21 protein-coding genes are annotated in these 22954 nt (G+C 43.9%); 12 read left to right on the top strand and 9 right to left on the bottom strand.

Annotated features, from left to right (window positions below; all coding sequences use genetic code 11):
- Positions 1 to 20: 20 nt before the first annotated feature.
- Both A0128_RS14620 and A0128_RS14615 read right to left on the bottom strand, forming a co-directional pair.
- Positions 21 to 995 carry a ketoacyl-ACP synthase III gene (locus A0128_RS14620; RefSeq protein WP_069608192.1) on the bottom strand — a complete coding sequence of 325 codons (975 nt, stop codon included), beginning with the start codon at positions 993 to 995 and terminating at the stop codon, positions 21 to 23.
- Positions 996 to 1028: 33 nt separating this feature from the next.
- Positions 1029 to 2816, bottom strand: a complete 1788-nt coding sequence (locus A0128_RS14615; RefSeq protein ID WP_069608191.1) for a CoA-transferase — start codon at positions 2814 to 2816, stop codon at positions 1029 to 1031.
- A 606-nt stretch (positions 2817 to 3422) separates the two neighbouring features.
- Between A0128_RS14615 and A0128_RS14610 the strand changes: the two genes are divergently transcribed.
- The 3 genes from A0128_RS14610 to A0128_RS14600 all read left to right on the top strand — a co-directional run bounded on the left by A0128_RS14610 (position 3423) and on the right by A0128_RS14600 (position 6072).
- Positions 3423 to 4295 (top strand): acyl-CoA thioesterase, encoded by an 873-nt coding sequence (locus tag A0128_RS14610; protein ID WP_069608190.1) that lies wholly within the window; start codon positions 3423 to 3425, stop codon positions 4293 to 4295.
- A 30-nt stretch (positions 4296 to 4325) separates the two neighbouring features.
- Entirely contained in the window at positions 4326 to 5084 is a 759-nt protein-coding gene (locus tag A0128_RS14605; RefSeq protein ID WP_069608189.1) for an SDR family NAD(P)-dependent oxidoreductase, read from the top strand.
- Positions 5085 to 5253: 169 nt separating this feature from the next.
- Positions 5254 to 6072 carry a PP2C family protein-serine/threonine phosphatase gene (locus A0128_RS14600; protein ID WP_069608188.1) on the top strand — a complete coding sequence of 273 codons (819 nt, stop codon included), beginning with the start codon at positions 5254 to 5256 and terminating at the stop codon, positions 6070 to 6072.
- On the opposite strand, the gene A0128_RS14595 is transcribed toward A0128_RS14600, so the two are convergent.
- Both A0128_RS14595 and A0128_RS14590 read right to left on the bottom strand, forming a co-directional pair.
- Positions 6047 to 6574, bottom strand: coding sequence for a SiaB family protein kinase (locus A0128_RS14595; RefSeq protein WP_069608187.1), 528 nt, complete (start codon positions 6572 to 6574; stop codon positions 6047 to 6049). The two genes, A0128_RS14600 and A0128_RS14595, sit on opposite strands and share 26 nt — an antisense overlap.
- A gap of 9 nt (positions 6575 to 6583) precedes the next feature.
- Positions 6584 to 7870: a beta-ketoacyl-[acyl-carrier-protein] synthase family protein gene (locus tag A0128_RS14590; RefSeq protein ID WP_069608186.1), complete on the bottom strand. Its 1287-nt coding sequence runs from the start codon at positions 7868 to 7870 to the stop codon at positions 6584 to 6586.
- A gap of 539 nt (positions 7871 to 8409) precedes the next feature.
- On the opposite strand from A0128_RS14590, the gene A0128_RS14585 reads away from it, so the two are divergent.
- The 4 genes from A0128_RS14585 (at position 8410) to A0128_RS14570 (ending at position 13184) form a co-directional block, all read left to right on the top strand.
- Entirely contained in the window at positions 8410 to 9882 is a 1473-nt protein-coding gene (locus A0128_RS14585; protein ID WP_069608185.1) for an adenylate/guanylate cyclase domain-containing protein, read from the top strand.
- 101 nt (positions 9883 to 9983) lie between these two features.
- Positions 9984 to 10415: an LA_2478/LA_2722/LA_4182 family protein gene (locus tag A0128_RS14580; RefSeq protein ID WP_069608184.1), complete on the top strand. Its 432-nt coding sequence runs from the start codon at positions 9984 to 9986 to the stop codon at positions 10413 to 10415.
- Between the two features lie 228 nt (positions 10416 to 10643).
- Positions 10644 to 11873 carry a WG repeat-containing protein gene (locus A0128_RS14575; protein WP_069608183.1) on the top strand — a complete coding sequence of 410 codons (1230 nt, stop codon included), beginning with the start codon at positions 10644 to 10646 and terminating at the stop codon, positions 11871 to 11873.
- 375 nt (positions 11874 to 12248) lie between these two features.
- Positions 12249 to 13184, top strand: coding sequence for an alpha/beta fold hydrolase (locus tag A0128_RS14570; protein WP_156781852.1), 936 nt, complete (start codon positions 12249 to 12251; stop codon positions 13182 to 13184).
- A gap of 90 nt (positions 13185 to 13274) precedes the next feature.
- On the opposite strand, the gene A0128_RS14565 is transcribed toward A0128_RS14570, so the two are convergent.
- From A0128_RS14565 to A0128_RS14545, 5 genes are read right to left on the bottom strand one after another with little or no spacing between them, the layout of a single operon-like run.
- Complete coding sequence (locus A0128_RS14565; RefSeq protein ID WP_069608181.1) at positions 13275 to 14279, bottom strand: lysylphosphatidylglycerol synthase transmembrane domain-containing protein; 1005 nt, start codon at positions 14277 to 14279, stop codon at positions 13275 to 13277.
- Positions 14280 to 14299: 20 nt separating this feature from the next.
- A complete protein-coding gene (locus A0128_RS14560) occupies positions 14300 to 14650 on the bottom strand; it encodes a histidine triad nucleotide-binding protein (protein ID WP_069608180.1) in 351 nt (116 codons plus the stop codon).
- Positions 14647 to 15543: an ROK family protein gene (locus A0128_RS14555; protein ID WP_069608179.1), complete on the bottom strand. Its 897-nt coding sequence runs from the start codon at positions 15541 to 15543 to the stop codon at positions 14647 to 14649. The genes A0128_RS14560 and A0128_RS14555 overlap by 4 nt, the downstream gene beginning before the upstream one ends.
- Positions 15540 to 16205, bottom strand: coding sequence for an ABC transporter ATP-binding protein (locus A0128_RS14550; protein WP_069608178.1), 666 nt, complete (start codon positions 16203 to 16205; stop codon positions 15540 to 15542). The genes A0128_RS14555 and A0128_RS14550 overlap by 4 nt, the downstream gene beginning before the upstream one ends.
- Positions 16202 to 16726: an ABC transporter permease gene (locus A0128_RS14545; protein ID WP_069608177.1), complete on the bottom strand. Its 525-nt coding sequence runs from the start codon at positions 16724 to 16726 to the stop codon at positions 16202 to 16204. Before A0128_RS14545 ends, A0128_RS14550 begins: the two co-directional genes overlap by 4 nt.
- Positions 16727 to 16840: 114 nt before the next feature.
- On the opposite strand from A0128_RS14545, the gene A0128_RS14540 reads away from it, so the two are divergent.
- From A0128_RS14540 to lexA, 5 genes are all read left to right on the top strand, one after another.
- Positions 16841 to 18412 (top strand): tetratricopeptide repeat protein, encoded by a 1572-nt coding sequence (locus A0128_RS14540; protein WP_069608176.1) that lies wholly within the window; start codon positions 16841 to 16843, stop codon positions 18410 to 18412.
- A gap of 468 nt (positions 18413 to 18880) precedes the next feature.
- On the top strand, positions 18881 to 19480 hold the full coding sequence (locus A0128_RS14530; protein WP_069608174.1) for a hypothetical protein: 600 nt from the start codon (positions 18881 to 18883) through the stop codon (positions 19478 to 19480).
- A 140-nt stretch (positions 19481 to 19620) separates the two neighbouring features.
- Complete coding sequence (locus A0128_RS14525; RefSeq protein WP_156781930.1) at positions 19621 to 21015, top strand: TolC family protein; 1395 nt, start codon at positions 19621 to 19623, stop codon at positions 21013 to 21015.
- Positions 21016 to 21036: 21 nt separating this feature from the next.
- Complete coding sequence (locus A0128_RS14520) at positions 21037 to 22218, top strand: efflux RND transporter periplasmic adaptor subunit (protein WP_069608172.1); 1182 nt, start codon at positions 21037 to 21039, stop codon at positions 22216 to 22218.
- A 92-nt stretch (positions 22219 to 22310) separates the two neighbouring features.
- Positions 22311 to 22922, top strand: a complete 612-nt coding sequence (gene lexA / locus A0128_RS14515) for a transcriptional repressor LexA (protein WP_069608171.1) — start codon at positions 22311 to 22313, stop codon at positions 22920 to 22922.
- Positions 22923 to 22954 lie beyond the last annotated feature (32 nt).

The raw sequence follows: 22954 nt of genomic DNA, 5'->3' as shown, positions 1-22954 counted from the left end.
CTGTTTTTTTCTCTCTTTCTTTAGAGACGAAATAGGAGTCCTCCCCAATAAAATCCTCCGCCTACGGCCGGAGTGAGGAACACATCTCCTTTTTTGAATTTTCCTTTATAATAAAATTCTGATAGAACTATCGGGATCGAAGCGGCGGAAGTATTTCCCACCTTTTCAAAATTCATAAGAATTTTTTCTCTCGGAAATTTGGTTCTTTTGAGAACGTCCTGTACTACTACGTCGGTTCCCGGATGAGGGACCACCCAGTCGATGTCGTCTATCGTAAGTCCGTTTTTTTCCAGGAGTTGATCCATGGACTTGAGAGTGAGATCCGCCGCGTTGGTGACAAGTTCCGGATAACTTTTCACATAACTCTGAGGAGGTGGTCCGGTTACGATGATTCCGGAAAGATCTCCGTCGTCTTGTAAGAAAGAATCTATGATTCCAAAATTCTTATCTCCCGTAAATTCCAAGAAGACTCCGGCCGCCGCGTCTCCCGCGGTGAATTCTCCGTAACCTCCCATGCGTGTTCGAACTGAAAATCGTTCGCTTCCGATGACTAACGCATTCTTAAATTTGCCTGAGCTTAAGAATGCGGAAGCGGTTTGAACTCCGTGAACAAATCCCGTGCAGGCCGTGCTTACGTCAAAGGCGAACGCATTTTTTGTGCCCGATAGTTTCGACGCTTGCGGTGCGAGATCGGGAAGATAATAACGATCGGTCCAGTTTGCGAGAATATAAAGATCCACGTCCTCCGGTTTTTTGCCAGCGTCCTTGAGAGCCATCTCCGCTACTTTTGCGGCCATATACATCGCGGTCTCTTTTTCGTTGGCTCTTCTTCTTTCGTTGACTCCGATATTTCCGATAACTGCTTTTTCTGCGGGGTGCATTTCCGGAAATTTCAAACGAGAACGGATTTCTTCGTTGGTCACGATGGTTTCTGGAAAATAATGACCGAAACCCGTGATTCTCACTCCATTGCTTGTTAAATTTTTTCCGCCCATTTTTTTCCCCAAGTAAATTCGAATTTTATTTTATTATGGAAGTCTTGTATATACCATAAATTGTTCTATGTAAATCTTTTCCGGGTCCAATTCTCTTAAAACGGTAAGCTCTTCCGCTGTCACCGGTTTTTCTTCCTTTAGCGGAATTCCTTCGTCAGGGGGAAGCCACGAAGTATAACGGAGAACCGCTTCTTCCGCTTCCATTTCCTCGTCCGAAGGAGGTGCGATCCAATGTGTGAATTCGAAAATGTGATTGGAGTTCGGTTCCCTCTGGAATCTACCGAATTGACAGATGGCTTCCATCACACGATCTCCCACTGAAGTAATGTAGTTTACTTTTTTTACGAATCTTCCCCGATTCGCTTTTGCAACCACGATACAATCCGTACTCGCCGCGATATCGTTGGCTCCTCCGGAGCCTACGAGAAACTTTCCCTTGGATGTTCTTGTAGAATTGATGTTCCCGAACCAATCCACTTCCGCCGCGCCCAAAACTCCGAGACAGTGATCCGGAACTACCGTTCCTAAAATACTCGTGATATCCGAGAGCATCGTGCAGTCTTTCGTGTGCAATTGACTGAATAAAAAAACGTCTCCCGTATGAGGTTTCATAGAATAGAATCCGAGTTCCGTAATGACCTGAACTTGAATTCCTTCCTTTTCCAAAAAGTGAGCCGCTGTCCAAGCGGAGATATGCGCGGCTCCGATTCCCGCAAGAATCGTTTTGTATCCTTTTGTCTTTACGTATTCTTGAATCGCCCTCGCGGCGAGGATGATCATCTGCTCCGAGTCGTTGACCGTAGTAGGGTCTTCCAGTTTCAGAGCTTTGTTTTCTTCAGGAATCTGTTTCAATCTTCTAAGACGAGTATTTCCTAAACGATCCAAATATTCCGCGTGTCCCCCGGGAAGATTTACAAAATCCGCGTACCATTTTTCGGCTTTCGATGGAACGTTAGCCGCTTCGTTGGCTTCGATTTGAAATTCGTAATCGTCGAGATAAGTCGAAAGACCTTCGAAGACCGAAATTCCCGGAAGATTGAATACACGAAGAGACTGAGGATGCGCTCCGTATTCCGCGACCGATAAGGCGACAACTCTGTTACCGGGAATGGTAACGAGTTCGGGAGGAATCGATCCTTTTGGAACGATTCTTTCGACCGTTGCGATGACTCCTTGTTTTGCGGAGAGCGCTCCCCAATAACCTTCGCCGCTCGGAGGACAAAGAACAAGATTTCCTTCCTCGTCTCCGATCACCGCGTGCAAGAGAGTATAGTCCGGATTTAAGGGAAGAATGTAGGCTAAGTCCACGCCTTTTTTACCTCTGTAATCTGGAGGGTTAGGCCCACTTTGATTTTTAGAAACGTTTTGAGGATCGGGAAAGAGGAACGCGGTTTTGCCTAACTTGTCCAAAATCATATCGCTTCCCAAGAGCGAGTTCGTAATAAATCCGGGAAGACGCATCGCACCCGCCATCAGTCTTTGCACGAGACTCAAAAGAGACCAGAGTTCGAGTTCGAACGGAGTTCCGTCCAAAAGATTCGAGTAGAGAGAATTTGGAGAAGGTTTCGGATAATTGTCTCCGGCAAAACCGGTGATCATTTTTTTTACGATCTTAGAAATTGTAAGTGCGTGAGCGCTCGAATGAATTCCCGCCATGCTGATTGTAAATTCCGGATTTGTATACTGGAAGGAACGTGCAAGAGCATAGATAAGTGCATTGGGTCTGGACATCGTCGCTGAAAGATGAAGAGACATCCCCGGCTTAACAAGCTCTCGGATCATTTCATCTGGACTTGAATAGATCTTCTTATTTGTTTCCAATGATTCTCTGTTTCCCGGACAAGTAATAGCTTTGGACTTTGTCGTTTTCCGAGTTTGGAAAACGTCTCTCTACTTCTCAAAGCGATACGAGAAAAAGAGAGGGTTCATTACAGAAAAATTCGCGTTTTTCTAAATCCTAAATTTTTTCGTTCGATTCATTTTTAACAAACACCGAGTAGATTTTGGCATGTCTCAATGGTGGAAAGATCTTCTTTGGAGAAGGCTCTCTAGCAAGAACTTTTTGATTGAGAATTCAAAAACGACGCTTGATTATAAAAATCCCCTCGATTTAGAATTCGCGACTTGAAATTGATTTCAGACAAGAAAAATGATTTTAGGAGCCTATCAAAAATCGAACCGATCATTTCTCTTCTCGAATTTGAAAAAGGGCGACGTCTTTCTAAGGATCAAAGTTGAGTTTCGATTCAAGACGGGGCGCTCAAAAACCGAAACTGTGAATAGGAAGATCTTTTTTTTCTCGAGAGCCGCACAAGGATTTTTATGTGGCTCGAGGGATATCCATTCTTTACATTAAAAAGAATAAGAATCTTATTGTTATACTTGCCATTATGTCCCGATTGAACTTCAGATGAATAGAATATTCTTATGACCGATATACAGATTGAATTTCCGGAAACCTATCACTTCTCAACGGAGTTGGCGATTCGTAAAACCGATCTTGCGTTGGACATACACGTTTCCTTTGCTTCGATCTTGGATCTGGTGATGGAAGCGCATCTTCAGTTTTTTCAATATCTCGGTTTCTCCGTGACCAATATCTACGGAAAGAGTATCATCTTTGCGAACGCGGGAATTTTGTATCAGGGTGAATTGCTCTATAACGATCAGGTAAAGATCGACGTCGTTTTAGAAAACATGGGAGAAAAATCCTTCGATCTTTACTTTCGTCTTTCTAAGGATCAAAGACGCGAAAAGGTTTCTCTTGTCAAAATTCGGGTTTTATTTTTCGACTATTCGATCCGAAAGGTGGTTCCGATTCCGGAAGGGTTTAGAAAAAAATTTACGGAAGGTAAAGTTCCTTCTTATCCTTCTCCACCGGTCGGCGCTGCGGAAGGTATCGTTTCCGCGGGATCGACAACTCAAGTCAGAACCTTGGATAAGTTGGAAGTTTGGAGACTCGCCCACAATCTCATTTTAAAAGTATATAAACTCGGAAATCAATTGGAAGGATCTCGCGCAAAAGACCACGCTCAACTTTTGGAACACCTTCGTTCGGTCGCGACTCTTTTACCCGTTTCGATTGCGGGAGCATGGGGAAGCCGAATTCTTTCGCAAAAGATAAAAAATATTCTCAAGGCAAAAGTCCATCTGGAAGAACTTAGATATCTTTTTATTTTGATAGAGGATTTAAAGGTTACTTCCGTTGAACGAGAGTTAACCGATTTGGAAGTGATCAACGGACATCTAAAAAAATATCTCGTTCGAGTGAGAAACGGGAAAACGAGAAAGATATCTTAATTTCTTAATATTCTATTTTTGGAGAATTCTATGAAAGACAAAGTCGCTATGGTGACCGGCGGAAGCACAGGAATCGGAAAGGCGATAGTTCAAGAATTCGTAGCCAGAGGAGTCAAAGTAGTTTTTTGCGGAAGACGACCCGAAGAAGGAAAAAAAGTAGAATCGGATATCGGATCGAAAGGAGGAGACGTTCTCTTTGTCGCCTGCGACGTTACTTCCGGAGAACAAGTAAAAAAAGCCGTGGACGCCGGGGTGAAAAAATTCGGTCGGCTGGATTTTGGAATTAACAACGCGGGAATCATGGGCGAGAATCATCTTTTGCACGAATATCCGGAAGACGTTTGGGACAAAGTTGTAAACGTAAATCTCAAAGGAGCCTGGCTTTCCATGAAATATCAGATTCCGGAAATACTAAAGGCCGGAGGCGGAGCGGTTGTGAACGTTTCTTCGATCTCGGGGATCAACGGAGTCGTCGGAATCAATCCGTATTCCGCCGCGAAACACGGAATCATCGGACTGACCAAAAGCGCCGCCTTGGAATACGCAAAGAAGAATATTCGTGTCAACGCGATTTGTCCGGGCGCCGTGAAGACAGAAATTTTGGAAGAGCTCTTTCATCTCGCACCGGATCCAGTCGAAGCCGAAAAACAACTCGTGAAACTCCACCCGCTTCATCGTATCGCAACTCCCGAGGAGGTCGCCAAAGTGGCGGTCTGGCTTTGCAGCAATGACGCGTCGTTTATCACTGGAACCGCGATTCCCGTGGACGGTGGCTATTCTGCGAAATAAGTTTTCTTTTCTAAACGAAACAAAAGGAAACGATTGCGATATCCGAAATTCTCCGTCTCAATATTTTGAAAAAACTGACCTCGCAAAGATTTGTTCTTGAATACCTTCGCTGACACATTTTTATAATAGTTTAACGGAAATTCCTTCGAAATTCCGTAATTTCTTCTTCATGATTATTCAATATTTCGGAATTACGGAAAAAGGGAATTTTCGTTCGCATAACGAGGATTCGATGTATGTTTCCGGAGAGATCGTCGCCGGGACGGTTTCGGGTTCCTTTGCTTCCACGGGCATCCGTGATTCTTCCCATTCTCCTTTGATTCTTGCGCTCGCCGATGGAATGGGCGGACATACTTCCGGAGAAGTTGCAAGCCGTCTAACGTTGGAAAAACTCGCGTGGATGGAGAGAGCCATTCAACCTCTGGAAGAATTGCCGAGGGCGGGTTGGCAGAATCTATTTCGGAAGATCAACAACGAAATCAACGAACACGCGTTACAGACGGGTAAGCTGGGAATGGGAACCACTCTCGTGGGTGCGCTTTTTGGAAGAAGAAAGGTTCTTGTTTTTAATATGGGCGACAGCAGGGCCTATCACTTTTCCTCTCAGGGCGTTCATAAGATCACCGTGGATCATTCCTTTTCCGATTCGGTTCGAGGGAATCAAAATTCAAGAAGTTATATCACGAGTTGTATCGGCGGGGGAACGACCGATCTTCAGATGGATCTTTTTGATATTACAAATTCTTTAAGTGAAGGAGATCGTATTCTTCTTTGTACGGACGGGCTTACGGACGTGATCAAAATCGACGATTTAGAAGAGATTCTTAGAAACACGTCTAACGTAAAAGAGGCCTGTTCTCACCTCGCGGAAGAAGCCAATCTAAGAATGACTAAGGACAATACTTCCGTAATCGTAATCGAGGTAAAGGAAATGGCCCTCTCGCACGCGGAACCTTGGAAACTCACCCCAAGCGAAAGAAAACGGTAAGAGTAAAAAACACTTCTCCGTTCGGAGTCGCTTCGAAAGAAGAACGAAACGGAAAATCAGATTTTTTTAATATTTCTAAAAATCCTAAACCGGCTCCCTTGCTGTCTTCCGGTCTTTCTCCCTTGATCCTTTCCTGATAGAGTTCTTTTACTTCTTCTCCCGTAAGAGAAAGAAAATGTTCCAATCTTTCTTGAAGAGGAGCTGCGGTTTCGGCGGTCAAAAAGTTTGCGGTGGAGAGTTTGAGAATATGACCTTTTTCTTTTACTAAGATAAGACCGATTCCGTATTCCTTTTCCCGTTCGGAAGAATAGTGACTGACGTTCTGAGCCATCTCGACGAACACATTCAGAATCTTATTCTTCCTTTTTTCGTTCGCGATTCTATCCTTGAGAATTTCAGTGAGACTTCCTAAAATATCGTGGGTCACCGCGCCTTGGTAGTAAAGAACCGATTTCATCTTTTTGGAATGATCGTATTGTTTGTGAAGTCCGCCGGATTTCATTTTGTGATCCTAAAGGTCCGGAGCCGTAAGGCTCACAAAAGAAGATTGGCTTCCGATCGCAAAGGCCATCGAGATCGCGTTTCTCAGACGGACCTTTCTGGCTCCTTCGGCTACGTGATCGTGATCGCATTCCGGATCCACGTCCTTGAGATTGATCGTGGGACAGATGATTTGTTTTTCCAACATCAAGGCCGTCGCGGCGACGTTGATGATTCCCGCGGCTCCGAACGTATGTCCGAAGATCGGTTTGATGGAACCGAGAGGCGCCCATTTGTTTTTTGCGAGACCGTTGTATAAAACTTTGATCGCTCTGCTTTCCGCCATATCGTTGTTAATCGTTGCCGTCCCGTGTCCGCAGAAGTAGTCGATATCTCCGAGGTGTATTCCGCTGATCTTTAAAAGACGACTCAGACCGCTCGCAGCTTTTTTCCCGGTTAGATCCATTCTCATCGCGTGGTCCGCTTCGTTGTAACTAAAGGTTCCTAAAACCTCGGCGTAGATTCTAGCTCCTCGGGCGATTGCGTGATCCATTCTTTCCATACAAAGAACCGCGGCGCCTTCTCCTAAGATAAATCCGTCTCTGTTTCTATCATAGGGTTTGATTGCTGACTTAGGATGTTTTTCCTCGGAAGACATCACCGAACTCGCCGGATCCGAATACATCATCATCAGAGGTTTGATCAGAGGAAATTCGTGTCCTCCCGCATACATCACTTCGGCTCTTCCTTTTCGAATCGCTTGATAACAAAGGCTGATTGCGTGATGTCCGCCGACGCAGGCCGCGGTGATGGTGGTTACAAATCCTTGGATGTTTGCATAGATTGCGGTGAGATTGGTAGGATTGGAAGCCATCGAAGTGAGAACAGAATAACGATCGAAGACGCTCTGATTTTTTTCTTCGTGATAGAGTTTCCAGGCGTGTTCCCACCAAGCCAAAGACGCTCGCGAGGAAGAATCGATAAAGCCCACCTTTGACGGATCAACGGAATCCTTTTCCAGTTTCGCGTCTTTTCTTGCTTCTTCCATCGCTGACATAAGAGCGAAGGTTTCCCGATTGTAATTTTTTGCGTGTTTCTCGTTTAAGTCGGGGAGAAATTTTTTCCAGTCAAAGTCTTTCATCTCTGCGGCGACTTTGACGGGCATATCGTCCGTATTAAATCTCGTAATCGTATCGATCTGAGAATTCCCTTCAGAAAGATTTTTCCAGAATTCGTCGACCGAGAATGTGTTTGGAAGAATGACTCCGATCCCCGTGATTACCACTCTCGAGTTCTTACTTAGTTTCGTTTTATCCATATTGATTCGATCTTTTGTCGTTTGTCTTACAAACGCAGATAACGCGCGTCCTCTTGGTCTTATTGGAAATAATTTTCCTCTGAAAAAAGCTCTTCTTTTTGAATTTTCAAGAAAAGGATTTTAAGTATGACATTCGACGTCAAAAATCAATTCAAAAAAACTAAAATATGGAGTTGTGTGGGAACTCTCACAAATTCTCTTTCGTTGCGTAGTTCCGACCTTGATCAGAGTAACCCTTGTTACGACAAACTTTTCACCAAAAAAATTGCTTGAAACGGACTTAAAGTCCACCTCAAGCGATCCTAGGAGAAATCCGCGTATTTGATCTTTTTCTAAGAGGATCGTAGGGTTTGCGTTTGGCGAACTTTGTCTGATTCTTTCCTTTTGGCAAAATGGATTTCTCCTTTGGGGCCGTGAAAGGTAGAAACTCTATCGGAAAAGTGAAATAAATGTAACAAAAATTGTTACAAAATGCTTGCCAAAGAATCGACTCCGAAGAAGATCGATTTGTTTTGGTAAAGAATCCTAGGAGGGATGTTATGTGGAACGAAACTCTTTTGGCGCAAAAGAAAAAAGCCTTGGAAGGATTTGCCGTTTTATCAAAGGAATCGATCTCTCGTTTTATCGGGAGTTTGCAATCTCAAGATGAATGGAAATTACATAGAATCAATCCCATTCGATTTGCGAGGGAGAATGATTTTGAGAAGGGGGAGGCGATCGATCTATTCTTACATTCGGGAAAGATCGGCTTAATCGATTTCGCTTATAATATGATCTGCCCTGCTTGCGGAGGAGTTGCTTCTTCTCATACTTCCCTGGATCAAATAGAAGAAAAAAGTTTTCACTGTTATATCTGTAATCTCGACGTCCCGACTACCTTGGACGATCAAGTAGAAGTAAGTTTTTCTGTGAACCCTTCTCTTAAAAAACAGAATTTGGATCCTTTAGTCGACGCCGAAACCTATCTCAAGTATCATATCTCCGCGAACTTTCATAAGTCTCAAGAACTCTTGAATTTTATCGGAAACAATACAAAAAATCTGATCGTCTTAGAACCGGGAATCACGCAAACGATCGTTTTGGATGCGACCGATGTTCCCGCGTATCAACTCAGTTCTGTGGAAAATAATTCCGCCGTATATTTGTATTTCGACGGAAAGGAAACCGCGGATGATCGAGTCATCGATTTGAGTCTTCTTACGAGCGGCTTTACGCCGAATGAACTTCATCTCGCTCCCGGAAAATACGAACTCAAAGTATCCAATCGTACGATCGCGAAAGCGGGATTTCTGATAATCAAACCCAATCTCCCGAGAATATTAGAAATTGTGAAAGAACATCCGACCGTGATCGAACCTTTTCTTACGGCAAAGATGCTCTTAAACAATCAGACTTTCCGAGAACTTTTTAGAATCCAACAGTTGAGTAGTAAGTTGAATCTGAACGTAAAAAGTCTTACGATTCTTTTTACGGATCTGAGAGGTTCCACCGAAATGTATGATAAGGCGGGGGATATTCTTGCGTATCGACTCGTTCAGGAACACTTTCGTCTTCTTACGGAGACCGTAAAAAAGTTTCACGGAGCGATCGTAAAAACGATGGGCGACGCGATTATGGCGACCTTTTCGAGTCCGTTGGACGGAATGTTTGCGGCTCTCGAGATGATGACTCGGATCGATCAGATGAACGAGGAGTTCAAAGAACACGGACACGAGATCGGTTTGAAGGTCGGTCTCAACGAAGGTCCTGCGTTAGCCGTAATCAATGACGAAAGACTCGATTATTTCGGACAGAGCGTAAACATCGCGGCTCGGGTACAGTCTCTTGCATCCGCAGGAGAAATCTGGGTAACGGAACCGATTCTCTCCAGTCCCGGAATTCAAGAAGAATTGAGTCTGAGAGGATACGATTCCGAAAAACACGAAGCCTCTCTTAAGGGAGTCGGTCAAAAAGCGACGGTTCATAAACTCTTTAAATTCGAAGAACAGAACGCGTTGGTAGGCGCGGTCTAAACTACGATTCTTCTCCGGAGAATTCCGGAGAAGAATTAGAAAAAATTTATTTTCAAAAAGACACGAAGAGGAATCCTTTTGCTTTTTAATAGGAAAGGGTTATGAATTACAAAAAAACGAGTTTGTTAGTTTTCGTCTCTTTGGCGCTTTTTATCTTCAATTGTAAAGGTGCGGGAAATCCTGCCGCAGAAATGCAGGAGCTTGCTAAGAAGTCCAAGGATATCACTTGTTCCAAGACCGTAGAATGTGCTAAGGAACAATTCAGCAAATTGCCGGAAGCTCAGAGAAAATTTCTTCCTCCGATGCTTCAATCCAAAGAAGCTTGTTTAGAATCCATTGAACAGAATGCGGCGGCTCAAAGAGCAAAAACCGGTAAGACGGAAGCTGATGAATGGAAGGACGCAACTCCTGAAAAAGTTCAGGCAGCTAAAGAATGTATGGCTTTGATTGAAAAGACAAGCTGTTCTGAAATGATGTCTCCAAACAATCCGATCCAAAAATCGGAAGCGTGTCAGTTTTTATCTAAGAAATAAAATCTCTTCTTTTGAACGTCCGTCGGAATTGAATTTCATTTTTTTCCGGCGGCATTTCTCGATACAACCCGCCTCAAAGTTTCTCTGAATCGGAAATAGAAGCCGAATCAAAAAAAACCAGCAAATTTTTCCTTTTAGGATCCTAATAAAAAATGCTAAACGAGGATCGACCTCTTAGACTAAATTAATAATTTATATTATTCTAATATTTAAAAAAAAGAAGCAAGAATGAAAAATAAAATTGTTGCCTACGTAGTGATCTCGACTAAGTTTTTTTCTTTTTGGATTCAACTCTGCTCTATCGGAAAAATACACAGAATTCTTATTTTCCTTTTTATAAATATTTCTTTCGGCTGTGTTTATCAAAAAAATGAGTGCGCTTCCGAATTGAAGGAAGAGACGATTCAAAAAAACGGAAAGAATATCTTCAAACTCGTTCCTTCCAATCCAAAGTTGAGGACGATCCCCTTTGAATTTGATACGGTTCCAAATATAGAGACCTTTGCGATCGGATATTTTCATGATGGACTCGCACCGGTTCCTAAAAGAAAGGACAAAGAACCGTTTGTTGGTAAATGGGGATATATAGATTCTTCCGGAAAGTTGCTGGATGGTAATCGATATGATCGAGCCTTTCTTTTTAAAGAGCGAATTGCTACCGTTCAAAACGAGGATAAATTTCGGTTCATCGATACAACTGGCGCGACCGTCATTCCCCCAAGATTTGAAAGTGTGTCTGGTTTCGAGGAAGGACTTGCAGCCGTTGAAAATAAGAATTCTAAATGGGGATTCATCGATCGGTATGGGAGTATCAAAATCGATTATCAATTTGATTCTGCGTCTACGTTTTCCGAAGGAATTTCCGTAGTTTCGAAAAATGGATTCTTTGGTGCAATCGATAAGTTCGGAAAGTTGGTGATCGATTACAAGTTTAACTCAATGCAAGTGTTTCAGGATGGAATGGCTCCGGTTGGAAAAGATTCTTGGAATTGGGGATTTGTCGACAAACACGGAAATGTGGTCATTGATTATCGGTATCTAAAAACTCTGGGTTTTTCGGAGGGCCTTGCAGCGGTAAAGAATGAAGATCGTAAATGGGGTTTTATCGATACAACCGGCAGGACCGTGATTGATTTTCGTTTCGACGATGTGATGAGTTTTTCAGAAGGATTGGCTGCTGTGAAGATTCAAGATCGATGGAGCTATATCAATCGAAATGGAAGAATCGTCATCGACGATTCTTACGAAGACTTAGGAAATTTTTCGGAAGGACTTTCCACGTTTACGAAGAATGGAATGGTCGGCTATCTCGACCTCAAAGGTAGGATCGTAATCGAACCGATATTTCAACTCGGATTTCCCGTCTCCGATGGAATGGCCGGGGTTTTCTTTCGGGATAAATTAGGTTTTATCGATTTTCGGGATTGTTTAAACACGAACAAAAAGAAAACGTTTTAGGACGGTTTTAGCCGAGCAATGCCTATCCCTCTTTTTCCTTCGGGTTGAGTGTAATCTAAGAATTCTCGGATTTATTCCGCCGCGAGCTCTTGCGCTTTCAAGGCGATCTACATTTCGCGTTCATCGGATTCATTTTACGAAAATACAATGTATTTTTCTTTTCGTTTACGCCGAGAATCGATTCCATCTTGTCACGAAATCTTATAACAAAACGTCTTTCCTTTGATCTTGGAAGGACGAAAGAATTTGAAAAAAATTCCATGGAAGGATAAAAGAATACTTTCTTTGTTGGAAGGTATTTTCTTAACTATCCGAGAAGTTTTTAAGAAAAGAATTGAGTTCGTCTTAGCAAAACTGTTCAAGAGGTCAACGTCTATGTTTCAAATCGGAAGTTATAAAAAATTCTGTCTGATTCTTTTTTCCATTTTTATCCTTCACTGTGGATTGTTTGTGGAGACGATTCCGCCCGGGAAAATTTTGGACGAGGGAGAATATGATCATTTCCTAAAGTTGGACGAGGTCAATTTTCACTATCAGGATTTTCCCGGAACAAAAGGTGATATTTTTCTTTTACACGGCTTTGGTTCTTCCACTTATACGTGGAAAGAGACAATTCCTTATTTAAGAAAATCCGGTTATAGAATCGTGGTTCTTGATATGAAAGGTTTCGGCTGGTCCGATAAACCTTTGGATTCCGATTACAGCGTGGATCAATTGCAGTCCGAAGTCGCCGCTTTTCTAAAAGCATTAAAATTACGGAATGTTGTTTTTGTGGGAAATTCGTTGGGTGGAGCGATTGCCGCTTTGACTTCGGCAAAAAATCCGGAGCTCGTCGGGAAGTTGGTTTTGGTGGACGCAGCTGGACCTTATCCTATGAAAAAACCTTTTATCATTCAGATGTCCAATCTTCCCCTTGCCGCAGAGACGATGAAAACCTTTTACGGGAAATGGCTTTTTAACTGGAATCTCAAAGAAGTAGTTTTTGATCCGAAGGTGATCACGGAAGAAAGAATCGGAGCTTACTTCGATCGTCTCAGAACGTTAGGCGGAATCGAATCTCAGGTTTCTTTTTCAAGAACCCTGGATGAAGGATTTGCAAAGGGATTTGCGGAACTTGTCCCGACCATCAAACAACCGACTTTGATCCTCTGGGGAAAAGAAGACGGATGGATCCCTCTCGCCATCGGAGAACAGTTTCACAGAGACATTTCCAATTCTAAGTTTACCGTTTTTGAAAACTGCGGACATATTCCTCAGGAAGAATTTCCGGAAAAAACGGCGAACTCAATTCTCGAGTTTCTTTCCAAATAGTTTTAGATCGAAAAAGGACGAGCCCCGTCGGTGATACCAAAGGAGCTCGTTTTGCTCTACTTCGCTTAACAATTCGAGCGAGGAAATCGATTAGGAATTTTTTTCGATGACCTCGGATTCTTTGAGGGAAAAGTCTGCCTTTCCGAGTCCGCGTCTTCTTCGATCCACGATCCAATAGAGATAGAAAATAATAGCGAATATACTCTGTAAGATGAACTGCGCCAGGTGAACCGTGGTCGCGTAGAACAATCCTTCGGAGGCTTTTCTTCCCATCAAAACGAAGGAAGACGTAACCGAGGCGTGAAAAACTCCAGCACCCGAAGGCGCCGAGGGAACCATTACCCCGACCGCTCCGGCAAACATGATTAAAACGATCCCCGCGTAACTCATTTCAATTCCGACTAACTTGAGTAGGATGCCGTAGCTCAACGCGTATCCGATCAACCAAGTAAACATAGTCAATATCGCCGGAAGAAGAAATCTTTTGAGCACCAAAAACTTTCCAAGGTCTCGCACGTAGTGAGCGAGTTTTTGTAAGAACCATTCTTTTTTCCCGATCAGTCCGGCGGCCCAGGCAAGAAGGGAAATGATCGTTTCGTTTAAGAATCGAACCGCGATCAGTCCGAGAAAAATTCCGACGATCACAAGGGACGAAATGATAAAGAAAGAATCGCTGCTCTCGTCTTTGATTCCTAAGAACATCAGGGCGCAGATTCCTGCGGAGAATATAAAAGAAAAATCTAATACTTTTTCGATAAAGAGGGCCGTAACCAAGGTCGGGTATTGAAGATCGGATTCCTTTTTACAAAAATACAAACGAAAGATGTCTCCTCCTCTTGCCGGGAGAAACATATTGGCTCCGACTCCGATAAAAGAGGAAAAGAGCGCATAACGGAAGGAGATTTGTTTTCCCATCAGAAGATGCCATCTCCAAGAAAACAAAAGAAGTCCCCACGCGGAGGAAATACAAAACGGAATCAGATAGATGGGTTCCCAACGTTCTTGGATTCTTGAAAATTCACTAAGATCCAGTTTTGAAAATAAGAATCCGAGCGCGACTACGCTAATTACGGTTCCAAATAGAATTCGTTTCAATGTTTTTTATTCCTTAAATTTTAACCCGGAGGCCAGTGGAGTTGGCGTTCGGCCAATAAATGAAAGTGGATGTGAAATACGGTCTGTCCGCCGTTCTTTCCGGTATTGTTTACGACCCGATATCCGTTTTCTGCAATTCCTAAATTCTTTGCGACGTCGCGGATTTGAACGAGTATGTTTCCGAGGAGCGCGGAGTCTTCGTTTTTTACATCCGAGAGCGAAACGATGTGTTTTTTGGGGATAAATACGATATGAACCGGAGCCTGCGGAGAAATATCATGAAATGCTAATATTTCTTCGTTTTCAAAGGCGATCTTGGAAGGAATTTCTTTTGCGATGATCTTGCAGAAGATACAATTCGGATCTTTCATTCGTGATTCTCCATACAAAGTGCGGCCGCACCCAAGGCGCCGGCTACGTTTCCGCCGGGTAAAATTTGGGTATAAGTTCTAAAAATAGGAAAGATAAGTCCGTGAATTTTTTCTTTCAAGATGTTTCCGTAGAGATCCCAGGATTTGACGAGACCTCCCGTGAAAACGATTTTCTCCGGATTGACCGTGTGAATCAAAGTTCTACAGAGCTGGGAAAGCGCGTCGATTCCTTCGTTTAACAGAGTCACTGCGACCTTTTCTCCTTTTCTTACGTTTTCGAAAAATTCTTCCGCCGAAGAAAGATGATTTCCGGTCGTTTCGTGATAACGATGAAGAAACCCGCTCGCGCTAAAATACGCTTCCGTACATCCTCTTTGTCCGCATCCGCAGAGAGAACCTCCGGGAAGATAGGTTACGTGTCCCGCTTCCATCCCGCTTCCTCTGTAACCGTTGAAAAGTTTTCCCTGATACACCCAACCCCCGCCGAGTCCGGTTCCCAAGGTAAGAATCATCAGATTGGAAGATCCTTTTCCGAGACCGAAACGATATTCTCCGAGGGCAGCGAGGTTTGCGTCGTTATTGTAATATACTGGAAATTTAAAATTCTTCTTTAGATGAGCGACTAACGCGACGTTGGCTAAGAGGGGAAGATTTGCGGATTGGATGAGGATCCCATTCTCCGTATCGATCGGCCCCGGACTTCCTATCCCGACCGCGACGAGAGACGGATCTTCGAGTTCCGAAACGATATCTACGATAGAATCCAAAAATTCTTTCTCATTGGTTTCCGCTCCGGTGGTTCTGGAAGTTTGTTTGAGAATGTTCCCGCTTTTATCGACCAGACTCGCTTTGATGCTCCCGGCTCCGATATCGATCCCGAGATAGGATTTCATTTTACCACCCGGGTAAACGCTCCCTCTCTCATTTCGTAGATTGTCTTTGCGTCGAAGGCCAGATTCATATCATGAGTTACTAATAGAATCGTAAGTCCTCTTGTGTTAAAATCGTATAAAAGATTTCTTACGAGTTCGCTGTTTTCCGGATCCAAATCTCCGGAAGGCTCGTCCGCGAGAAGGAGTTCGGGTTCGTTGATCAAGGATCTCGCGATCGCGGTCATCTGAATCTGTCCGCCCGAAAGTTTACTCGGATAACTCTTACGAATGGATTCGAGATGAAGGCTCTGAATGAGGTATTCGCATTTTTCCAAATATTCTTTCTGACTAAACTTTCCTACGAGAAGAGCGGGAAGAAGAATATTTTCCTCCACGTCGAGATGAGGAAGGAGTTCCGAAAACTGAAAGATAAGTCCGATGTTTCTCGCGCGGAAGTTCGCCAAGGTTCCGTGACCCATGTCGCTTACCTTGGTCGTGTCGAAGTAAACTTCTCCGGAGGTGCTCGAAAGCATTCCGGTGATCATCGATAGAAGAGTGGTCTTTCCCGAACCGGAAGGTCCTACGATCGCGACGTAATCGGATTGGTTCATGTCGAAAGATACGCCGTTCACGGCTTTGGACTTTCCGTATTCTCTTGAGAGATCGTTGATGCGAAGAATCATTTGCCCCTCCGGATCGACCGATATGGGTCTAAGAATGTAAGAATCACAGAGACGATTCCTCCGGTTCCCGATATCAACGAAATACAAACCAGAAACGACTTTCCGTAATCCAAAAGGCTGGAACTTTCCGCGACCCAAGGAGGAAAGAAGATCGTGGCCAAAACGCTCAGGAAGAATCCGGTTCCATGAAGAATCCAGAGTTCCGCGACCAAAAGGCGAATCGTTCCGATCCGATTGCCGCCGACCGCCATCATAATTCCGGCGTCTGCCGTTCTTAGGATCGTCCTGGAAAGGGCCATAAAAACCAATCCGGCGCTGCTGAGTAATAAAACCAACTGTGGATAATTCCGGAAGAGTTCGATACTAGAAGGGTTAGAGGGGACTTTGTCCATTCTCAGTAGAAAGATCCCGAAAGTCAGGAAAAAACAAAAGAGTACTGAAAATCCTATATGAAGAATACTGATTGTAATATCGCGTTTCACGATAGAATACGCAAATCTGAGGTAGGTAAGTTTTCCCATCTGGTTTTAGTTTCTACAAATGATTTGATTTTATCCCAAGATTGGGCAATACCCAGTTCGGCTCCCGGGATTTTATCCATTTACTAACCGGAACCTGAAAGAAAAACAAAAAAAATGATCTTCGTCATTCTTGTAGCCATTGGAATCATTCTGATTGTCGCGTTTGGATCTTTTCTGATCCAGACCAAGAAAGACGCTTTTGAAAAAGCCCTCGCACTGGCCGCTATGGGCAATTATGTCGATGCCCGCGTTATAATTCGGGATATCTTAGACAATTCTCCCTCCAATGTCCGGGCCCACTATGTAATCGCAAAAATTTACGCTATGGAAGGGGATACGACAAACGAGGTGCGTCATCTCGAAAAGATCAAGAAGATCGGTAACTACGAGAAGGGAATCAACGAGGTCGCGGTTTCCAACCGAATCGCGGATATCTACTACCAACAAGATCTTTTTGAGGAAGCCCTCTTTCATTATTTGGATACGATTCAGATCGATCAGGAAAACGCGGAAGCCAACGTTCGAATCGCGTTTATGGCCTTGGGTCAAAAAGAATTCGGGATCGCGGATCGATTCCTGAGTAAGATTCCCAATGAAAAAATCAAGGTGGCTTCGATCTTTATCGGAAAGGGTGTCGTCTCCGCGGCGATTCGCAAAGGAAATCCCTCTGAATTTTTTGCAAAAGCTTACGAACTCGATCCGGCTTCTCCCGTCGGCGGTTTTCTCTACGCCCTCAGTCTGAGCCGGGATGGAAAATACGACGAAGCGACCAAGGTCGCAAATTCGGTCGCGGATCTGATCGAAGACGATTACGTGCGTTATACGATCTTTCAATTCTTAATGTGCAATTTTATTCTTCAGAAGAATCTTTCAGAAGGTCTCAAACACGCGAGACTTTGTATGGAGATGGCGAGGAACAGCGGATGGAAACAGGAGATGATCGACTCCGACGTTCACTTTTCTCTTCTCGCTGTAAAACTCGGCAAGTTGGAAGAAGCGAGCGAGTATCTCATCGAAGCCGAGTCCGAAAGAATCGACGACAAACGAATCATCGATCTCGCCAATTATAAATTTCAGTTAGAAACAAAACGTGCGGATGCAAACAAAGCCGCGCCGAGCGGATTCTCCATAGACGATGAGATCGGAAGAATTTTCAGCGAACTCTTTCCGATGGAAAGGTTCTACGAACTTTCGGGACTCAAGTCTTCCAAGTCCTTTCATATCAAGGGAATCATCGACGAACAGGGAAACAAACTTCTCGCGGACGTTTCAAAGATCGGAGTCGGAGTTCTGGATCACTATCGACAACTCAAGGGAGTTGAATTTAAGAATCTCTGTGTTCGAATCGTGATGGCCCTGAATTATACGGTGAGTCGAGAAGTTCCCAACAAAGAAGGAGACGGTCTCAATCTTACGGGCTTAAACAAAACCGATAAAGAAACAAGAGCGCTTTTTAAATTTAGAAAATGGAAGGACGCAAAAATTTCGGATATCTTCTTACGAGATACGATCGGTCAGCTAAAAGAGTTGGGCGTGGACAAAGCCTTCGTCTTAGGAGACGCGGAGTTTACGGAAGGAGCCAAACGTTTTCTTACCGACAATCCTAGTTCCCTCACCGTCATCTACGGAAAAGATCTGGAAGAACTTTTAAAGAAGGCCCTTCGTCTCGAAGCCAAGGGAGCGTAAGAAGATATCTTGGCTTCCTTGGAATACGCATCTCATCTCGTTAAGGTTAAATCCATCTATAAAGCTTCTGCATGAAGTTCTTGATCGATGCGCAGCTTCCTTTCACGCTCGTGAAATTATTTTTTTGTTTTTCCTCTTCGAACAATTCTTACCTGCGATGTTGAAGGAATTCTCCACGAACGAATGGCTGGAATTGACGAACGAAGGATTGATCGTTCACGAGAACGGATTCTCATAAACGAGTAAGGAGCGCGTCTTGGAGACCCGGATTGTTCGAGACCGGTTTCCTTTTTTTGTTTTTCTATTTCTTATTTTCACATTCTTAGAAAACAAAAGCTTTTTTTTGGAGAGGATCTCAACTTATCGAAGAGTCCTTTCAGTCGATAAAAAAGAAAACTTTCGTTCGACTTTCAGGATGAATTTCAGAGACTGGACTCGTTCCCTACTTTGTTTGAGTTTAAACCCGTTATGACGCCCTTGTTTCTACATTCGATTCGAAGAATCTCCGGAGGATTTCTCTGGATAGGGTTAGTCTTGTCATTTTCTTGCCATACGACTTCCGAACAGGAATTGTTTCTTTCTCGGGGAGATAACAAAGCTCCTGAAATTCTCGCGGGGAAAATTTTTCTCGCGGGTCACACGGGAGATCACAGCAAGGATACTCCTGAAATTCTTCTTTTAATGAAATCTTTAATAGACGATACGGTAAGTAAGAATTTTTCCAAGTTGCCGGAACGAGTGGCTCCCAAAGACGGATTGCTCTTGGATCTAAAAGGAGTCTGGACCCGGGAACAGATCGCAAAGGAACTTCTAAAAAAAGAAAATTATTTCCAAACTTATTTTTTCGATAGAGAACTTCTCAAAAAACAAAAAAACTCGGAGAACGTTCGAACCGTCCGCGATTTGTTTTTACTTTCGGGTGGAATCGAAGCCGAGTTTTATTACGAAAGTTTGACGGAATGCGAATTGAAACTTAGATTTAAAGATAACATAGAACTGGAGAAGGAACTTCTCAATCCATACTTTAAGAAAGTGCAGGGAAAATGGTATCTTCACAGAATGTTTTAACCAACGGCGGCAAAGAATTCTTTGTCATAAACAAGACTTCTTTCTATGAAACGGAAAGAGAGAATTCTTCTTTGAGTCTTCGTTTTTTTCAATTTCTCAAAACCTTTTTGGTCTTGGGATTTTTGAGCATCGTCTCGGTGATGATCGCTCCGATTCAGGCGGAGGTCATTCCTTTGGAATCCACTTCCACAACGGAAGAGGATAAAAAGAAGTCCGGGAATGCAGACAACGATAAGTCCCTTTCTTCTCCTCTGGATGCGGCGACTGAAAAACAATCAGCTCCCACTTCTTCGATCCCCGTTACGTTTTCGGGAAAGATCATCGACTGGGATATGGAGAAGCTGACTGAATACGCGGTTTCAAACAATCCGCTCTACTTAGCCGAAAGACAAAACATGGGAATCGAAAGAGGAAAGGTGATCACCGCTTCTCTTTCCAGAAACCCGATCATCCAGTTCCAACAACAATTCATCGGAATGCCCGGCGGATCTTCCAGTCCGAACATTCTCGGACAAAACGGATCTCAGGGCGGAAGCACGGAGATCGCACCCGCGATGTATCAGGACCTGGACGTCTACGGAGTGATCTCTTTACGTTCCAAGGTAGCAAAAAAATCCTTCGAAGCCGTCTTGGGAGAATTCGAAAACTTTGACAGACTCTTTCGTCTTCGTCTCAGACAGAACTACTGGGCTTATCTCTTCCTAACTAATTTAGTAGATTATAATAAAGAATTTTACGAAAACTACAGCGACCTTCTCGAACTCACAAAGTTTCGGGTGGAAAAAGGGGACATCTCTCCTCTCGAATTTGAAAGACTCGAACTCGAAAGAATTCAGGTGGAGAAGTTTTATAGGGACGCTCTTGTTCGAAGACAGATCGTGGAGAAGGAACTCCGAATTCTTTCCGGAATCCGAGAATCGGAAGGAGTCTTCGCCTTTAAGTCGGAGATGAAATTCAAATCCTTGGAAGATCTTGGATTGCGTCTGAAGGATTCTACGGTCGCGGCCATCCATCGTCCGGACATCGCGGCCCTCGAAGAAAGGGTCAAAGAGAAAAAACTCAATATCGATCTTCAGAGAAGGGAAAGTCTCGGTTATCTTCAAGTCGGGGGAGAATGGAGAATCAAAGGAAACGAACACTACGCCGGCGTGTTTGCGACGATTCCTCTTCCCATCAACGACCGCGGTCAGGGAAAGGTTCTTTCCGCGAGGGAAGAACACAAGAAGTTCGAACTCGCCTTAGAAGCCAAAAAAAGAGAAGTGAACGAAGAGATCGAAGCTTCTAAAAAGGAACTCCTCGCGAGAGAAGATCTTCTTGCAAAATACGAAAGAATCAATCTATTACAAAAAAACAAGCAGTTAGAACAAAAATCCAGGATAGCCTATGTCCGTGGTGCCTCCGACCAAGTGACCTTTCTTCAGGCCGAAAAGAATTATCTTACGGTCCTGAGGGATTACTACGAAGTGTTGTATCTCTATTACAACGCGGTAGAACTCTATAAGGCTGCGGTCGGTAAAAAAACAGAGAGGGATTAAGAATCCATCCCGGAGATTTGTATGATCAATTTCTTGAACCGCTATAAAACTACGATCGTTCTGCTCGCAGTTTTAGGAGCGGCTTATTTCGGTTACAAAAAGTTTGTCTCGAAGAGAGCCGATGAGAAAAAGCCGGTTGCCGTGAGTAAGAGTAGATTCACGGTTTCCGAGGAAATTCTAAAACGACATCCGTTGAGTTTGGTTTCTCTGAGAGAAGTCGCTTCGGTGGACGAGGTCGCGCTCCCCGGAAGAATTTCCTACGACCCGGAAAGTATGGCGAGAGCCGGATCCACGGTCGAAGCGAGAATCAAAAAGGTTCTCGTGAGAGAAGGGGATCGCGTGAGTCAAGGTTCTCCTCTTGCGATTCTTTCTTCCGTGATGCTAGGAGAAGTGGAAGCTTCTTACGTCAAGGCGAGGGCGAGTTTAGAAGCTCTTAAATTGCAGGCGGATCGTGCGAAAGAACTCTTCGATATGAAAGTGACTTCCGCAAAAGACTATGAGTTCGCGAACATGCAATACAAAACCGCGAAGACCGAAGTGGAAACGACTCGGATCAAACTCGAAAACTACGGACTCACACCCGGAGAAATCGCGGGAATCGAAAGAGGGGTTTATGTTTCTTCCAATCTCGTTCTTCGGAGTCCGATCAACGGAGAAGTGACCGAAAGAAAAGCGATCCAAGGACAACAGGTAACACGGAACGAGGATCTTTTTACGATCGCGAATCTTACCAACTTGATGGTCTTATTGGAAGTTTACGAAAAGGATATCGGTTCTATTTCCGAAGGAGCCGACGCGATGATCTATCCGTTAGGCGACGAAAAATCTCCCGGAATCAAAGGTGAAGTCGCGTATGTAGGAACGGTTTTGGACAATATCAAACGAACCGCAAAACTTCGGATCATGGTCTCCAATCGAAACGGAAAACTAAAACCCGGCCAGTCGGTTACGGCAAAAGTAAAAGGAATCGTAGCAAACACGGGTTCCGAAATGAGAAAAACTTTACCTCTCGAAGCCGTACACGAGATCGAAGGAAAGTCCATTGTTTTTATTCAGAACGACGACGGAAGTTTTGAGGCGGCCGAAGTTCTCACGGGAGAAACCGTAGGCGACGAAGTGATCATCAAGGCCGGACTCAAAGAAGGGGCTCAGGTCGTTTCCAGAGGATCCTTTATTCTAAAAAGTGAATATTTAAAACTATAGATTTTAGGACGTTTTCGGACGTCCTATTCTACCCCTCCGTTTTTACTATTTTTGTGTTGACTTAGCATTTATTCACTACTAAGTTGTTTAGTATGAAAGACCTGACAGATAAGCAACAGGCTGTTCTCACATTCATTACTGCCATCATCAAGGAACGCGGTTTTCCGCCTACGATACGAGAAATCGGAGATGAGTTCGGAATTACCGCAAAAGGCGCTTACGATCACCTCAAGGCGATCGAAAAGAAAGGATATCTCAAAACTGCGAAGAATCAATCCAGAGCGATTGAACTCATTCGTCAGAGCCCTCTGGAATCTCTTCCCGTTCAGGCTACGAGCATTCCTGTGATTGGTCGAGTCGCGGCCGGTCTTCCGATCTTTGCCGAAGAAAATATCGAGTCCTACATTCCCATTCCGGACGAAATGGTCGGTTCCAATGTTCCGACCTACGCGCTTCGGGTTCAGGGGGATTCCATGGTCGACGTGGGGATCAATGACGGAGACATCGCGATCATCGAAAAAAGGGACATTGCCCGAAACGGGGAAATCGTCGTCGCTCTCATCGAAGACGAAGCCACTCTAAAAGTATATTACAAAGAACAGGATCAGATTCGTCTCGAAGCAAGAAATCCAAAATACAAACCGATCCGCACCAAGAAGGCCGTGGTGATGGGGAAGCTCGTAGGACTCTATAGAATTTACTGATTGACAGAGGAAGAAACTCGATTGAAACTTCG

The organism is Leptospira tipperaryensis (assembly GCF_001729245.1).
GTDB lineage: Bacteria > Spirochaetota > Leptospiria > Leptospirales > Leptospiraceae > Leptospira > Leptospira tipperaryensis.
The sequence above is the reverse complement of the archived record's forward strand: the minus strand, read 5'-3'. Positions and strand labels throughout refer to the sequence as shown.

What these genes read in the sequence shown, in the direction of transcription:
- A0128_RS14620 (WP_069608192.1), bottom strand. Translation starts at nt 995, where the DNA reads ATGGGCGGAAAAAATTTAACAAGCAATGGAGTGAGAATCACGGGTTTC.
- A0128_RS14610 (WP_069608190.1), top strand. Translation starts at nt 3,423, where the DNA reads ATGACCGATATACAGATTGAATTTCCGGAAACCTATCACTTCTCAACG.
- A0128_RS14605 (WP_069608189.1), top strand. Translation starts at nt 4,326, where the DNA reads ATGAAAGACAAAGTCGCTATGGTGACCGGCGGAAGCACAGGAATCGGA.
- A0128_RS14600 (WP_069608188.1), top strand. Translation starts at nt 5,254, where the DNA reads ATGATTATTCAATATTTCGGAATTACGGAAAAAGGGAATTTTCGTTCG.
- A0128_RS14595 (WP_069608187.1), bottom strand. Translation starts at nt 6,574, where the DNA reads ATGAAATCCGGCGGACTTCACAAACAATACGATCATTCCAAAAAGATG.
- A0128_RS14590 (WP_069608186.1), bottom strand. Translation starts at nt 7,870, where the DNA reads ATGGATAAAACGAAACTAAGTAAGAACTCGAGAGTGGTAATCACGGGG.
- A0128_RS14585 (WP_069608185.1), top strand. Translation starts at nt 8,410, where the DNA reads ATGTGGAACGAAACTCTTTTGGCGCAAAAGAAAAAAGCCTTGGAAGGA.
- A0128_RS14580 (WP_069608184.1), top strand. Translation starts at nt 9,984, where the DNA reads ATGAATTACAAAAAAACGAGTTTGTTAGTTTTCGTCTCTTTGGCGCTT.
- A0128_RS14575 (WP_069608183.1), top strand. Translation starts at nt 10,644, where the DNA reads ATGAAAAATAAAATTGTTGCCTACGTAGTGATCTCGACTAAGTTTTTT.
- A0128_RS14570 (WP_156781852.1), top strand. Translation starts at nt 12,249, where the DNA reads ATGTTTCAAATCGGAAGTTATAAAAAATTCTGTCTGATTCTTTTTTCC.
- A0128_RS14560 (WP_069608180.1), bottom strand. Translation starts at nt 14,650, where the DNA reads ATGAAAGATCCGAATTGTATCTTCTGCAAGATCATCGCAAAAGAAATT.
- A0128_RS14555 (WP_069608179.1), bottom strand. Translation starts at nt 15,543, where the DNA reads ATGAAATCCTATCTCGGGATCGATATCGGAGCCGGGAGCATCAAAGCG.
- A0128_RS14550 (WP_069608178.1), bottom strand. Translation starts at nt 16,205, where the DNA reads ATGATTCTTCGCATCAACGATCTCTCAAGAGAATACGGAAAGTCCAAA.
- A0128_RS14545 (WP_069608177.1), bottom strand. Translation starts at nt 16,726, where the DNA reads ATGGGAAAACTTACCTACCTCAGATTTGCGTATTCTATCGTGAAACGC.
- A0128_RS14540 (WP_069608176.1), top strand. Translation starts at nt 16,841, where the DNA reads ATGATCTTCGTCATTCTTGTAGCCATTGGAATCATTCTGATTGTCGCG.
- A0128_RS14530 (WP_069608174.1), top strand. Translation starts at nt 18,881, where the DNA reads ATGACGCCCTTGTTTCTACATTCGATTCGAAGAATCTCCGGAGGATTT.
- A0128_RS14525 (WP_156781930.1), top strand. Translation starts at nt 19,621, where the DNA reads ATGATCGCTCCGATTCAGGCGGAGGTCATTCCTTTGGAATCCACTTCC.
- A0128_RS14520 (WP_069608172.1), top strand. Translation starts at nt 21,037, where the DNA reads ATGATCAATTTCTTGAACCGCTATAAAACTACGATCGTTCTGCTCGCA.
- lexA (WP_069608171.1), top strand. Translation starts at nt 22,311, where the DNA reads ATGAAAGACCTGACAGATAAGCAACAGGCTGTTCTCACATTCATTACT.